Here is a 13914-nt window from a genome sequence, read left to right as displayed (position 1 = left end):
TACGAGGTTTGAGTTATTGCGTTGTTATCAAACGACAATGAGGGCGTTGTGATGTCCCTTAGTGGCTGTTACGCGAAGTAACCTTTGACGCGGGTTCAGTGGTCGACGGGGTGTGATCAGTGTGCTGGACGGGTCTCCGGGACGGGGTCTGTTGCGGCGGCACCCGGTGCCAAAGAGGCATACGTAAGCGCGTCGCATCGTGCTCAACGGCTGCGGTACCCTAACGCCATGCGTGCCGTACGCCTTCTGCTTAGCGAGCCGCGCTGATCAGTCCCCACCACCGGGCGAATCGGATGGTCGGAATCGGCGCGGCGTCCCCTCCTGTGCGAGGGGATTTTTCGTTTCTTGGATGTCACAGCCGCTGGCAGAGACGATCGATGGAGCTTTGAGGATCATGAGCGAGACGAACCCCGCTGCCGCCGCTGCCGTGTCGGCGGAGGCAGCGCCGCACCGCTACACGGCGGCCATGGCCGCCGACATCGAGGCACGCTGGCAGGACTTCTGGGACGCCGAAGGCACGTATGCGGCGCCGAACCCGAGCGGCGATCTGGCCGGTGACCCGGAGCTGGCCGCCAAGCCCAAGAAGTTCATCATGGACATGTTCCCGTACCCCTCCGGTGCGGGCCTGCATGTCGGCCACCCCCTGGGCTACATCGCCACCGACGTCTTCGCCCGGTTCCAGCGCATGACCGGCCACAACGTCCTGCACACGCTGGGCTTCGACGCCTTCGGCCTGCCCGCCGAGCAGTACGCCGTGCAGACCGGCACGCACCCGCGCGTGTCCACCGAGGCCAACATCGAGAACATGAAGATCCAGCTGCGCCGGCTGGGCCTGGGCCACGACAAGCGCCGGTCGTTCGCCACGATCGACCCGGACTACTACAAGTGGACCCAGTGGATCTTCCTGCAGATCTTCAACTCCTGGTACGACGACGAGGCTGACAGGGCCCGCCCGATCTCCGAGCTGATCGCCCGGTTCGAGACCGGTGAGCGCGCCGTACCGGGGCACACGCGTGCGTGGCACGAGCTGAGTGCCACCGAGCGCGCCGACGTCCTGAGCGACTTCCGCCTGGCGTACGCCTCCGACGCGCCGGTCAACTGGTGCCCCGGGCTGGGCACCGTGCTGGCCAACGAGGAGGTCACCGCCGACGGCCGCTCCGAGCGCGGCAACTTCCCCGTCTTCAAGGCCAAGCTGCGCCAGTGGAACATGCGCATCACCGCCTACGCCGACAGGCTGCTGAACGATCTGGACGCACTGGACTGGCCCGAGGCCATCAAGCTGCAGCAGCGCAACTGGATCGGCCGCTCCGAGGGCGCCCGCGTCGACTTCCCGATCGACGGCGAGCGCATCACGGTCTTCACCACGCGCCCGGACACCCTGTTCGGCGCGACCTACATGGTGCTGGCCCCCGAGCACCCGCTGGTCGAGAAGTTCACCCCGGCCGCCTGGCCCGAGGGCACCCACGAGGTGTGGACCGGCGGCCACGCCACCCCCGGCGAGGCCGTCGCCGCGTACCGCGCGCAGGCCGCCTCCAAGTCCGACGTCGAGCGACAGGCCGAGGCCAAGGACAAGACCGGCGTCTTCATCGGCGCCTACGCGACCAACCCCGTCAACGGCGACCAGGTCCCGGTCTTCATCGCCGACTACGTACTGATGGGCTACGGCACCGGCGCGATCATGGCCGTCCCGGCCGGCGACCAGCGCGACTTCGAGTTCGCGCGCGCCTTCGAGCTGCCGATCCACTGCATCGTCGAGCCGACCGACGGCCGGGGTACGGACACCTCGACCTGGGAGGACGCCTTCTCGTCGTACGACGCGAAGATCATCAACTCGTCCAACGACGAGATCTCCCTGGACGGCCTGGGTGTCGCCGAGGCCAAGGCGCGTATCACCGAGTGGCTGGAGCGGTCCGGTGTCGGCGCGGGCACCGTCAACTTCCGGCTGCGCGACTGGCTGTTCAGCCGCCAGCGCTACTGGGGCGAGCCCTTCCCGATCGTCTACGACGAGGACGGCATCGCCCACGCCCTGCCCGAGTCGATGCTGCCGCTGGAGCTGCCCGAGGTCGAGGACTACTCGCCGCGCACCTTCGACCCGGACGACGCCGACACCGAGCCCGAGACCCCGCTGTCGCGCAACGAGGACTGGGTCAACGTCACCCTTGACCTGGGCGACGGACGCGGCCCCCGCCCGTACCGCCGCGAGACCAACACCATGCCCAACTGGGCCGGTTCCTGCTGGTACGAGCTGCGTTACCTGGACCCGCACAACGACCGGAAGCTGGTCGACCCGGAGATCGAGCAGTACTGGATGGGCCCGCGCGAGGGCCAGCCGCACGGCGGCGTCGACCTGTACGTCGGCGGCGCCGAGCACGCCGTACTGCACCTGCTGTACGCCCGCTTCTGGTCCAAGGTCCTGCACGACCTGGGGCACGTCTCCTCCGTGGAGCCGTTCCACAAGCTGTTCAACCAGGGCATGATCCAGGCCTACGTCTACCGTGACAGCCGTGGCATCGCGGTGCCGGCCGCCGAGGTGGAGGAACGCGACGGCGCGTACTACTACCAGGGCGAGAAGGTCTCCCGACTGCTGGGCAAGATGGGCAAGTCCCTGAAGAACGCGGTCACTCCGGACGAGATCGCCGCCGAGTACGGCGCCGACACCCTGCGCCTGTACGAGATGGCGATGGGTCCGCTGGACGTGTCCCGGCCGTGGGACACGCGCGCGGTGGTGGGCCAGTTCCGGCTGCTGCAGCGGCTGTGGCGCAACGTCGTGGACGAGACGACCGGCGCCCTGGCAGTGGTCGACACCGAGGACGCCGACATCGACGTGGACACGCTGCGCGCCCTGCACAAGGCGATCGACGGGGTGCGCCAGGACCTGGAGGGCCTGCGGTTCAACACCGCCATCGCCAAGGTCACCGAGCTGAACAACCACCTGACCAAGAAGGGCGGCGGGGTGCCGCGGTCGGTCGCCGAGCCGCTGGTACTGCTGGTCGCGCCGCTGGCCCCGCACATCGCCGAGGAGCTGTGGCGCAGGCTGGGCCACACCGACTCGGTCGTCCACCAGGACTTCCCCGTGGCCGACCCGGCCTACGTCGTGGACGAGAGCGTGACCTGCGTCGTGCAGATCAAGGGCAAGGTCAAGGCGCGGCTGGAGGTCTCCCCGTCCATCTCCGAGGACGAACTGGAGAAGGTCGCGCTGGCCGACGAGAAGGTCGTGGCGGCGCTGGAGGGCGCGGGCATCCGCAAGGTGATCGTGCGGGCGCCGAAGCTGGTGAACATCGTTCCGGCGTAGGTACGGCGGCCTCTGGCCGCGGCTCGGGGTAGTCCCCTACGGGCAGGTTCGGGGTTTTTCTGGAACTCCGGGCCTGCCCGTAGCGTTTACCGTTGAAGAGCGGCGCGGAGCGTGCCGACGGTCGGAGGAGGAGCTGGTGGAAGCAGTGATCGCAGTAATCGCCCTGCTTTTCGTGCTCTTTGTGGTGCTCGGTGCCTACGCCACCGTGAAGGTGGTCGGCGCCGCGAAGCGCGGAGTGGACCGCACCATCACCCAGGCCCGTCGTACGGTCGAGGACCACACCCTGCGCGCCAAGTCCTTCGCCCAGCCAGGCCCGGCGGGCGAGATCGCCCAGCTGCGCCTCAAGCTGCGCACGTCGATGCGCGCCACCCAGGAGGCGCTGCACGCGGGTGTGGCCGAGGACGAGTCCCTCAGGGAGTCCCTCGGCCTCTTCGAGCGGCTCAGCGCGCACGGTCACGAACTGGACGCCGAGCTGCGGCGCCTGGAGTCCGAGCCCGACAGGTCCACGCTCGGCGAGCGGCTGCCCGGTCTGCGCGAGCGCACCGAGCGGATCACCCAGTCGGCGGACTCGCTGCGCTGGGCGGCCCGCGACCGGGCCCGCCGCTTCGCCGACGACGACCTGGACTCGCTCAGCACGCAGATCGACGTCGAGGCCGGCGCCCTGCGGCACTGGACGACAGCGGAATCCGCCGCCTCCGCCACACCGCCGCCGCCGTGGCCGGACGCCCCGACCGTCGCCGACACCGGCACGGCCCGACAGACCTGGTCGGCGACACCTCAGGCACGCACCGCCGAGGAGCCCACGCCGCCCGCCATCACCCCGCCGGGCCCGCGTCCCACATATCCCTGGCAGAAGAAGACCCGCCCGGAGACCACGACTTGATCCGGACACGGACGCCCAGGTGACAGGGGCCGGGCTGCCGCCGGGGCGCTACGCCAGGTAACCTCCAGCTCATGTCCCGCCATGTCGCGATCGTCACCGATTCAACGGCCTACCTGCCGCCGCGGACGATGGAGCGCCACGGCATCACCGCGGTGCCGCTGACCGTGGTCCTGGGCGATCGGGCGCTGGAAGAGGGCACCGAGATCTCGACCCGTTCCCTGGCCCAGGCGTTGCAGAAGCGACGCTCCGTCACCACCTCGCGCCCCAGCCCCCAGGTCTTTGCGGAGACCTACCGCAAGGTCGCCGAGGCCGGCGCCACCGGCATCGTCTCTCTGCACCTGTCGGCCGAACTCTCCGGCACGCACGACGCGGCGGTCGTGGCGGCGCGCGAGGCTCCGGTTCCGGTACGGGTGGTGGACACCGGGATGGTCGCCATGGCCCTCGGGTTCTGCGCGCTCGCCGCGGCCGAGGCCGCGGAGACGGGCGGCACGGTGGACGAGGCCGTGACGGCCGCGGAGAAGCGGGCCGCGGGCACGTCCGCCTACTTCTACGTCGACACCCTCGACTACCTGCGCCGCGGCGGGCGGATCGGCGCCGCGCAGGCCCTGTTCGGTTCCGCGCTCGCGGTGAAGCCGTTGCTGCAGCTCCAGGGCGGACGGATCGAGCCCTTGGAGAAGGTGCGGACGGCGTCGAAGGCCATCGCCCGCCTCGAGGAGATCGCGGCGGACCGGGCCGGCAGCGCGCAGGTCGACATCGCCGTGCACCATCTCGCTGCCCCCGAGCGGGCGTCGGCCCTGGCGGAACGCCTGCGGGTGCGGGTGCCGGGGCTGGCCGATCTGCATGTGAGCGAGGTCGGGGCGGTGATCGGGGCGCATACGGGGCCTGGGTTGTTGGGGGTTGTGGTCTCGCCGCGTTGAGGTTGGCGGGGAAGCAGCGGTGTGCGGTGGGGACGGCTGTTTCGGCCGCCTGGGGTGCCTGGACTGCTCGGGGGCATTGTGGTGCTTGGGGTGCCATCGCTCGTGTGGGTGACGGAGTTATCCACAACCAAGCGGTGATCCCCGGGAATTGACCAAGATCATCGCGGAAGAGCCGATGTGATCGATGCTCGGCGCATGGCACTTCGATCACACTCACGCGCAGCGAACGCAACCAGTGGCCCGGGCCGCGGCCCGGCCTCCGACGGGCGCACTCGTCATCGCCGGCGCCCAGTCCATGGCCGTGCGCGGCAGGCTTCTGCGGACGAACTCCGGCGACGGGCGGAGGCGTTGTTCGCCGAACGGGCAGGGGAATGGCGGGAGTCGGGGAAGGGTCCACCGGGCGGGGGAGCGCCGGTTGGGGACAGCGGCGACGCGAGCGCGGGTGCGAGCCCGGAAGCGTCGGGTGCCGGCGTGGCTGTTGGGCGGGCGGACGGTGCGGTCCTCGGCAGCGGTGTGGCACCGCACGCCGACACGGCTGCGGGAGTCGAGGCTGAGCCGGACCGCATGGGCCCGCGGGAATCCGCGGGTGCGGTGACGGACGTCGGCTTGACCGTGGGGCTGGTTCGGCCGGTTCGGCCGCTCAGGCCGGTTGAGGCGCTCGGGCCAATTGAGCAGCTTGAGGCAATTGAGGCGGCCGGGCCGGTTGGGCCCGGCGGTAGTGCTGGGTTGGTCGGGGGTGGATCGGCTGGGAGGGCCGGGCCTGTTGGGTCGGGCCGATCGGACGGATCGGGCCGATCGGACGGATCGGGCGGATCGGTTGGGCTCGTGGGGTCGGTTGGACCTGTTCGATCGGCTGGGTTGGCGGGGTCTGACGGGTCGGCTGGACCGGCTGGACTGGTCGGGTCGACTGGGTCAGCTGGGTCCGCTGGACTGGTCGGGTCGACTGGGTCGGTCGGGTCGGTCGGGTCCGCTAGGCCGGATGTACTGGATGTGGCGGCTGGGACGCTTGGGTCATTCGGGTCATGTGGGTCGGATGCACTGGACGGGCTGATCGGGTCTGCGGAGTCAGGCAGCAGGACCGGCGTGAGCGGCCTCGAGGTGGGGCTCGACTCGGTGGGTCAGCGGCGGGCGTGGGCCGGGCTTGCTCTGCGGGAGCGGATGCCGGTGTGGGTGCAGACGAGGTGTGGTCTGGAGCGGCGGAGCGTCCTCGCGCTCTCCGTGTTGCTCGTTGTCGCCGCGGTGTTCGCCGTACAGCACTTCTGGGCGGGCCGCACCGATTCCGTCCGAGCGCCCGAGGTGGTGCGCGCGGCCGCTCCGTACGACGAGGGGCGGCAGAGAGGCGAGCAGGCGGAGCGGTCGGCTGCTTCGGCCGGTGTGCCGAACGCCGGGGGGACGGCCGGAGTCGAGATCGTCGTGGACGTCAGCGGCAAGGTTCGCGAGCCGGGTATCCATCGCCTTCCGACCGGTTCGCGGGTCGCCGACGCGTTGCGCGCAGCCGGTGGGGTGCGTCCCGGTGCGAACACCGACGGTCTCAACCGCGCCCGGTTCCTCGTGGACGGAGAACAGGTGATCGTCGGCGGTCCTGCCGCCCCGATGCCGGGCTCGGGCGGTACGGGCGTGGGCGGCCCGGCCGGCTCGGTGACCGGAGCGGCGCAGGCCGCCCCTGTCTCCCTCAACACGGCCACTGTGGACCAGCTCGACACGCTGCCGGGCGTCGGCCCGGTGCTGGCGCAGCACATCGTGGACTACCGCACGCAGCACGGCGGCTTCCGCTCGGTGGACGAGCTTCGTGAGGTCAACGGCATCGGCGACCGTCGCTTCGCCGACCTGCGGAATCTCGTACGGCCATGAGGCACGTCCCCGACGTGCCGACCGAGCACGACACTGCCGGCCCCGGTCCTGATCCCAGCTCGACCCCCGCCGTTCACGCGGCCTCCGGGAAACGGCTCGGCGACGCTCACCCCCGACAGGAAGGACCGACGGATCTACGCCTCGTACCGCCCGCGCTCGCGGCCTGGGCGACGGCCGCGCTGACGCTGGACGCCCCACCCAAGTGGGTCGTCGGCCTTGCGGCCGTGTGTCTCGCCGTGGGAGGTGTGCTCCTCGTGTCTTTGCGGGCACGAGCGCGGCCGGTGCGCGTCACCTGGCCGCGGGCCTCGGCTGCCGCCGTGCTGCTGTGTGTCGGGGCGGCCGCCGTGTCAGCCGGGCTTCATGGTGCCGATCTGCGACGGGGGCCGGTGCCGACGCTGGCAAGGCAGTTCGCCACCGTGACCGCCGAGGTCGAGGTGACCTCCGATCCCCGGCTCACCCGGCCCCGGATCAGAGGGAACCACGCGGCGCCGGTCTCCGTGCTGATCAACGCCGAGGTACGGCGCGTGGAGGCGACGCGCGGGGCGGCGGTGGCTACACGTACGCCGGTGTTGCTGATCGTCGATGTGAGTTCGGGGGGCGGCCGACCTCGCGGCGGAGCGCCGGGATCGCGGCTCTCCGGGCCGTCGTTCGGAGGCATGCCGCCCGGGTCGCGCCCCGCCGACGAGGGCGCGCAGACTTCCCCGGACGGGCCGGGGCGGTCGCCATGGCTCGGGTTGTTGCCGTCCACCCGGCTGCGGGTGACCGCGCGGCTGGCGCCCGCCGCGGTGGGCGGCGACCGGGTCGCGGCCGTGCTGCGGGTGCGGGATCGGGCGGCGCCTGAGGTGGTGGGGGAGCCGTCGGCGGCGCAGCGGTTCGCGGGCCGGCTGCGCGCGGGACTGCGGGAGGCCACGGACGGGCTGTCGGCGGACGCGCGGGCGCTGCTGCCGGGGCTGGTCGTCGGGGACACCGCACGGATCACCCCGGAACTGGACGAGGCATTCAAGGAGACCGACCTCGCGCACACCCTGGCCGTCTCCGGGAGCAACCTCACGATCATCCTCGCCCTGCTCGTCGGCCCGCCCGGTCTGGCCCAGCTCGCCGAACGTCGCGGACTCGCGCCCCGGCTGGGCATCTCGCTCCGGACGACCGCGCTACTCGGCGGGGTGCTCACTCTCGGGTTCGTCATCGTGTGCCGGCCGGACCCGAGCGTGCTGCGGGCCGCGGCCTGCGGAGCCGTCGCGCTGCTCGCGCTCGCGACCGGCCGCCGAAGGTCGCTGATCCCGGCGCTGGCGACGGCCGTTCTGCTGCTGGTGCTGTACGACCCGTGGCTGGCGAGGAGTTACGGCTTCCTGCTCTCCGTCCTGGCCACCGGCGCCCTGCTCACGCTGGCTCCCCGCTGGAGCCTCGCGCTGCGACGGCGCCGGGTTCCGCCACGACTGGCCGAGGCACTGGCGGCCGCGGCTGCCGCGCAGGCCCTGTGCGCGCCGGTTGTCGCCGTGCTGTCGGCAAGGGTGAGTCTGGTGGCGGTGCCGTGCAACCTTCTTGTGGAGTTCGCCGTTGCGCCGGCCACCGTGCTGGGCTTCGCGGCGCTCGCGACGGCGCCCGTGCTGATGCCGGCGGCCAAGGGGCTGGCCTGGTACGCGAGTTGGCCCGCGGAGTGGATCGCGGAGATCGCCCGTACCGGGGCGTCATTGCCCGGTGGGGGCGTGGACTGGCCGGACAGCTGGGCCGGGGCGATGCTGCTTCTGCTCGTCACCGTGGTCGTCCTGCTCGTCGGTCGGCGGCTGCTGGGACACCCCTGGTGGTGCGCTGCCTGCGGGCTGCTGGCTGTGCTGGCGGTAGTGCAACCGCCACCGCTGACCAGAGTGATCACCGGCTGGCCGCCACCGGGTTGGCGGCTGGCGATGTGCGACGTCGGGCAGGGCGACGCGACCGTGCTCGCGGCAGGCGAGGGCACGGGCGTGGTCGTGGACGCGGGGCCTGATCCGGCGCTCGTCGACCGCTGCCTGCGCACGCTCGGCATCACCAGGATCCCGCTGGTCGTGCTGACCCACTTCCACGCCGACCATGTGGCAGGGCTGCCCGGGGTGCTGCGCGGACGGTCGGTCGGGGCGATCGAGACGACGGGCTACGAGGAGCCCTTCGACCAGGCCGAGTTCGTACGGAGGGAGGCTCGGGCCCGGCGCATTCCCGTGACGCGGGGCGTGGCTGGAGAACAGCGGCGCACCGGCGCGCTGTCCTGGCAGGTGCTGTGGCCGCAGCCGCGTCCGGCACCGGAACCGGAGGGGCCGAACGACGCGAGTGTCGCCTTGCTCGTCAGGTCGGCCGGGCTGCGGTTCCTGCTGCTCGGGGATCTCGAACCCCCGGCGCAGCAGGCCCTGTTGAGGTCACCTGCGGGGGCAGGACTGGGCGGGGTGGACGTCCTCAAGGTCGCCCACCACGGCTCGGCCTACCAGGACCCGGAACTGATACGCCGGGTGGCGCCGCGGCTGGCGCTTATTTCCTGCGGGGCCGACAACCCGTACGGGCACCCGGCTCCCAGTACCGTCGCGGCGCTGCAGGCCGGGGGTGCGGTGGTGCTGCGGACCGACCGGGACGGGGCGCTCGCGGTGGCCGGTACGGGCGACGGGGAGCTTCGTGTGGGGCGAGACTGAGACCATGAGACCCGCACAGGTTGCTGCCTATCTCCGTCGTCTGGGAGTCGAGCCGTCGGGGTTGCCCACCGACGCCGGCGGCGCCCCGAGCGCCACCATCGAGGTGCTGCGCGATCTGCACCTGCGTCATCTGCGGACCGTGCCCTTCGAGAACCTGTCGATCCACCTCGAGGAGGAGATCGTCCTCGAGGAGGAGCGGCTGCTGGAGAAGGTGGTGGGCGCGCGGAGGGGAGGGTTCTGTTACGAACTCAACGGCGCGTTCGGGGTGTTGCTCACCGCGCTGGGATTCGACGTCACGCTGCTCGCGGGGCGGGTGTACGGGGAGGAGGGGCGGCTCGGGATTCCGTACGACCATCTCGCACTGCGGGTGCGGACGGTGGACGGGGATGAGTGGCTGGCCGACGTCGGGTTCGGGGCGCACAGTCACTATCCGCTGGCGTTCGGGGCGCGGGAGGAGCAGGACGATCCCGGCGGCACGTTCCGGGTCGTCGAGGCGGGCCCGGACGCGGCCGGGGTTCGGTCGGCGGATCTGGACATCGTCGTGAACGGCAGGCCTCAGTACCGCCTGGAGCCGCGGCCCCGGGTCCTCGGTGACTTCGTGGCCGGGGCCTGGTGGCACAGCAGTTCGCCGCAGTCGCATTTCACGCAGTCGCTGGTCTGTTCGCGCGTCACGGAGGACGGCGGACGGATCACGCTCAGTGGCCGCACCTTCAAGACGACGGCTGCCGACGGGACGCGGGAGGAACGCGAGCTGGACTCGGCACAAGAGGTGCTGGCGGTGTACCGGGAACAGTTCGGTGTCGAGCTCGACCGGGTGCCGGTGGTGCGGAGTGCCGACCGGCGGGGGTGATGGGGGCGAGGCGAGGACCAGGACCGCGTGGGCCCCGGATGGGGAGGCCGGGTGGGACCGGGCGGGGGTTGGGAACTGCTGCAGCTGTTCTGAGCAGAAGTGACTTCTGGTGAGCGTGAGTGAGCGCTTGTACTGGATACGGTGGTTCATCTGCGCGCCAGGAGGGTCCGCCGGCGGGGGTGTGCTGTGGCCTGCGGTTTCGGCAGGGAACGGGAGTTCGTGGGTCGAATGGGTGACCTTTGCGGAGGCTGCTCGTTGACTGCGGTGACGGGGATCTTCGGCCGGGCGGGGGTGAACGGGTGAGCACGCTGCGGGAGTTGGTAGCGTCGTTCGTGGTGCCCGGCCCGGCCGGGGTGGCGATCCGGGACCGGCTGCGGGTGTCGGAGGCGGACGCGGCGGTGCTCGCCGAGGTCGGGGTGTTCCTGGGGTCGCTGGCCGCGGGTGATCTCGCGGAGCGGTCCCGGCAGGGGCTGGCGCATGATGCCACCGGGTGGGCGGTGCGCAAGCGCGCGCTGACGGGGAGGTCGTCGGCGCGGTGGGCGGGCAGTATCACCAAGGCCACCCACGACCAGTGGGCGCTGGCCCGGCGCGGCCAGGCCGCCCATCTGGGCTGGCTGCGCGGGCAGATCGCCTCGATCGAGGCGCGGCTGGCCCGGCCGCTGGGTGCCAAGGCCGACAAGCGCAAGGGGCTGGTGCGCGGGTATGCCTCGCGCGGCGAGTGGCATGCCAAGTCCCGCCGCCTGCACACCTTGAAGGACCGCCTCGCGGTGGTGGAGGCGGACCGGCAGGTCGGCCGTGTGCACGTGGTGCGAGGCGGCAGGCGCCTCGCGAACACCCGCCACCACTGCACGGCAACCCGGTCGGCGAACCACAACGGTTCTTCTACGACCTGTCGGGCACCACGGAGCACCGGGACGCGCAGATCCGGCACACGCTGACCCGGCTGCTGCACCACACCCGCCGGTGCGGGACCGCCGCGATCGCCATCGAAGACCTCGACTTCACCGACGGCACCAGCCGCGAGAAGCACGGCCGCAACAAACGCTTCCGCCGCCTCATCTCCCGCTTCCCCACCGCGAAACTCAGGGCCCGGCTGGTGTCGATGGCCGCCGAACAGAACGTGGCCGTCGTCGCGGTCGACCCGGCCTACACCAGCCGCTGGGGCGCCCAGCACTGGCAGAACCCCCTGACCACACCGACTCGCAAGATTTCCCGGCACGATGCGGCGAGCATCGCGGTCGGGCGACGCGCCCTCGGGCACCCGATCCGGCGACGGACGACACCGCCCCACGACGACCAGAGTGATCGTGGTGGGCATCGGCTTTCGTTAGGAACGGTGCCCGACAATGGCTGGCGTGAGCGATGTGAGACATGTGCTGGTGCTGCCCGACCGGGATGCGGCGGAGGAGGTGGCCGAAGCGCTGCGGGAGCGGCTGGGGGTCGACGAGGAGCCGCGGCTTGTTCGGGACGCGTTGGCCGGGGAGGACGATGCGGAGGATGCGCAGTGGCTGGTGGTGCTGCGGGACGAGGGGGCGCGGTTGGATCCGCGGGAGCTGGACGAGTTCGTGGCGGAGTGGGACGGGTGGCGGGAGGAGCCGTAGCCCTGCGGGGTGAGGCGGCCGGCCCGACGGGGTGCCGTCCGCGCTCACCCGTGCCGCCCAGCGGCACGAGTGCCCGCGGGCTGACGGCCCGGGTGCCCGCGGGGTGCCGTCCGCGCCCATCCTCCCCCCCACTCCCGTGCGGCTTCGCTCGAGCGGGGGCCCCATCGCCCCAGCGGCACGACTGCCCGCGGGCTGACGGGCTGACGGGCCGGCGGGCCGGCGCTGGCAGGTGCCGTCCGGGCACCCTCCCTTCCCCGCCCCCGGCCACCGCTGTCAGTGGCCCGTGCCATGCTGTACGCGATGGCCAGGAACGCTGCTGATGACGACCTTCTTGCTCCTGTGACGCTTGCCGTCGGGCAGGAGGAGCTGTTGCTGGATCGTGCCGTGCGGGAGGTGGTGGCAGCTGCCAGGGCCGCCGATGCCGATACCGATGTGCGGGACTTGAGTCCGGAGCAGTTGCAGCCCGGGACGCTCGCGGAGTTGACCAGTCCGTCGCTCTTCGCGGAGCGGAAGGTCGTCGTCGTGCGCAATGCGCAGGATCTGTCGGCGGACACGGTCAAGGACGTGAAGGCGTATCTCGGGGCGCCCGCCGAGGAGATCACGCTCGTGCTGCTGCACGCGGGTGGGGCCAAGGGCAAGGCGCTGCTGGATGCCGCGCGCAAGGTGGGGGCGCGGGAGGTGGCGTGCCCGAAGATGACGAAGCCGGCCGACCGGCTGGCGTTCGTGCGGGGTGAGTTCCGGGCGACCGGGCGGTCCGCGACGCCCGAGGCATGTCAGGCGCTGGTCGACTCGATCGGGAGTGATCTGCGGGAGCTGGCGTCCGCCGTGTCCCAGCTGGTCGCCGATGTCGAGGGGACCATCGACGAGGCCGTGGTCGGGCGGTACTACACCGGGCGGGCCGAGGCGTCCAGCTTCACCGTGGCCGACCGGGCGGTGGAGGGGCGGGCCGCCGAGGCGCTGGAGGCTCTCCGGTGGTCGCTGGCGACGGGGGTCGCGCCGGTGTTGATCACCAGTGCGCTGGCACAGGGCGTGCGGGCCATCGGCAAGCTGTCCTCCGCGCGAGGAGGACGTCCCGCCGATCTCGCGCGGGAGCTCGGGATGCCGCCCTGGAAGATCGACCGCGTACGTCAGCAGATGCGCGGCTGGACGCCGGACGGAGTGGCCTACGCGCTGCGGGCCGTGGCCGAGGCCGACGCCGGCGTGAAGGGCGGCGGGGACGATCCCGGGTACGCCCTGGAGAAGGCGGTCGTCGCGATTGCGCGGGCGGCGCGGTCCAGGGGACGGGCGTGATCCAGTAGCCCTTCTCGCCACGGGGAGGAGAATCGGACGTATCAGCCGCAGGTCGCCCGACAAGGAAAGGTGGCGGTTGCCATGGCTGAACACCCGCACGCAGCACTCGTCCGCAAGGGCTACGAAGCTTTCCAGCGCGGAGACATGGACACCCTGCGCGGCCTGATGACCGGGGACGCCACGCACCATGTACCCGGCTCCCACCCGCTCTCGGGGGACTTCAAGGGGGTCGACTCGATCTTCGACGGGTACTACGGCCGGCTCTTCTCGGAGACGGACGGGTCGTTCCGCGTCGCGCTGCTCAACATATTCGTCGATGGCCGCGGGCACGCCGTCTCCGTGCACCGCTTCACCGCCGACCGGGGTGACAAGCACATCGACGCGAACGGGGGCATCGTCTTCCGGATCGTCGGAGACAAGATCACCGACCTCGACGAGTGCGTCGAGGACATCGAGAAGGGCAACGCGTTCTGGTCGTGACGGCCTGCGGGCCGCGCAGGCATGCCGAAGGCCCCGGCTCCCGCCCTGGGGAAGGGCGAGGCGCCGGGGCCTTCGATCAAAGAGGATGAGCCCGTA

General features: G+C 71.5%; 9 protein-coding genes and 1 pseudogene. All 10 read left to right on the top strand.

Annotated elements, in window-relative coordinates; genetic code table 11:
• The first annotated feature begins 394 nt into the window (after window positions 1–394).
• Window positions 395–3292 (top strand): leucine--tRNA ligase, encoded by a 2898-nt coding sequence (gene leuS, locus ACFYO2_RS27790; RefSeq protein ID WP_388354476.1) that lies wholly within the window; start codon window positions 395–397, stop codon window positions 3290–3292.
• 136 nt (window positions 3293–3428) lie between these two features.
• Window positions 3429–4175: a hypothetical protein gene (locus tag ACFYO2_RS27785; protein WP_388354473.1), complete on the top strand. Its 747-nt coding sequence runs from the start codon at window positions 3429–3431 to the stop codon at window positions 4173–4175.
• A 71-nt stretch (window positions 4176–4246) separates the two neighbouring features.
• Window positions 4247–5092: a DegV family protein gene (locus ACFYO2_RS27780; protein WP_388354471.1), complete on the top strand. Its 846-nt coding sequence runs from the start codon at window positions 4247–4249 to the stop codon at window positions 5090–5092.
• A 726-nt stretch (window positions 5093–5818) separates the two neighbouring features.
• The gene (locus ACFYO2_RS27775) at window positions 5819–6943 is read left to right on the top strand and encodes a helix-hairpin-helix domain-containing protein (protein ID WP_388354788.1); all 1125 of its coding nucleotides are present in this window, start codon (window positions 5819–5821) and stop codon (window positions 6941–6943) included.
• A complete protein-coding gene (locus ACFYO2_RS27770) occupies window positions 6940–9597 on the top strand; it encodes a ComEC/Rec2 family competence protein (RefSeq protein WP_388354468.1) in 2658 nt (885 codons plus the stop codon). Before ACFYO2_RS27775 ends, ACFYO2_RS27770 begins: the two co-directional genes overlap by 4 nt.
• Before the next feature lie 4 nt (window positions 9598–9601).
• Window positions 9602–10447 (top strand): arylamine N-acetyltransferase, encoded by an 846-nt coding sequence (locus ACFYO2_RS27765; protein WP_388354465.1) that lies wholly within the window; start codon window positions 9602–9604, stop codon window positions 10445–10447.
• Between the two features lie 299 nt (window positions 10448–10746).
• Window positions 10747–11807: pseudogene (locus tag ACFYO2_RS27760) on the top strand (IS200/IS605 family accessory protein TnpB-related protein); the annotation flags it as partial.
• Complete coding sequence (locus tag ACFYO2_RS27755) at window positions 11803–12048, top strand: hypothetical protein (RefSeq protein WP_388354462.1); 246 nt, start codon at window positions 11803–11805, stop codon at window positions 12046–12048. The pseudogene ACFYO2_RS27760 and the gene ACFYO2_RS27755, both read left to right, overlap by 5 nt.
• A 300-nt stretch (window positions 12049–12348) precedes the next feature.
• The gene (gene holA / locus ACFYO2_RS27750) at window positions 12349–13338 is read left to right on the top strand and encodes a DNA polymerase III subunit delta (protein WP_388354459.1); all 990 of its coding nucleotides are present in this window, start codon (window positions 12349–12351) and stop codon (window positions 13336–13338) included.
• An 81-nt stretch (window positions 13339–13419) separates the two neighbouring features.
• Window positions 13420–13818 carry a nuclear transport factor 2 family protein gene (locus ACFYO2_RS27745; protein WP_388354457.1) on the top strand — a complete coding sequence of 133 codons (399 nt, stop codon included), beginning with the start codon at window positions 13420–13422 and terminating at the stop codon, window positions 13816–13818.
• Window positions 13819–13914: the final 96 nt, after the last annotated feature.

This window comes from Streptomyces sp. NPDC006602 (assembly GCF_042870385.1).
GTDB lineage: Bacteria > Actinomycetota > Actinomycetes > Streptomycetales > Streptomycetaceae > Streptomyces.
The sequence above is the reverse complement of the archived record's forward strand: the minus strand, read 5'-3'. Positions and strand labels throughout refer to the sequence as shown.

What these genes read in the sequence shown, in the direction of transcription:
- leuS (WP_388354476.1), top strand. Translation starts at nt 395, where the DNA reads ATGAGCGAGACGAACCCCGCTGCCGCCGCTGCCGTGTCGGCGGAGGCA.
- ACFYO2_RS27780 (WP_388354471.1), top strand. Translation starts at nt 4,247, where the DNA reads ATGTCCCGCCATGTCGCGATCGTCACCGATTCAACGGCCTACCTGCCG.
- ACFYO2_RS27770 (WP_388354468.1), top strand. Translation starts at nt 6,940, where the DNA reads ATGAGGCACGTCCCCGACGTGCCGACCGAGCACGACACTGCCGGCCCC.
- ACFYO2_RS27765 (WP_388354465.1), top strand. Translation starts at nt 9,602, where the DNA reads ATGAGACCCGCACAGGTTGCTGCCTATCTCCGTCGTCTGGGAGTCGAG.
- holA (WP_388354459.1), top strand. Translation starts at nt 12,349, where the DNA reads ATGGCCAGGAACGCTGCTGATGACGACCTTCTTGCTCCTGTGACGCTT.
- ACFYO2_RS27745 (WP_388354457.1), top strand. Translation starts at nt 13,420, where the DNA reads ATGGCTGAACACCCGCACGCAGCACTCGTCCGCAAGGGCTACGAAGCT.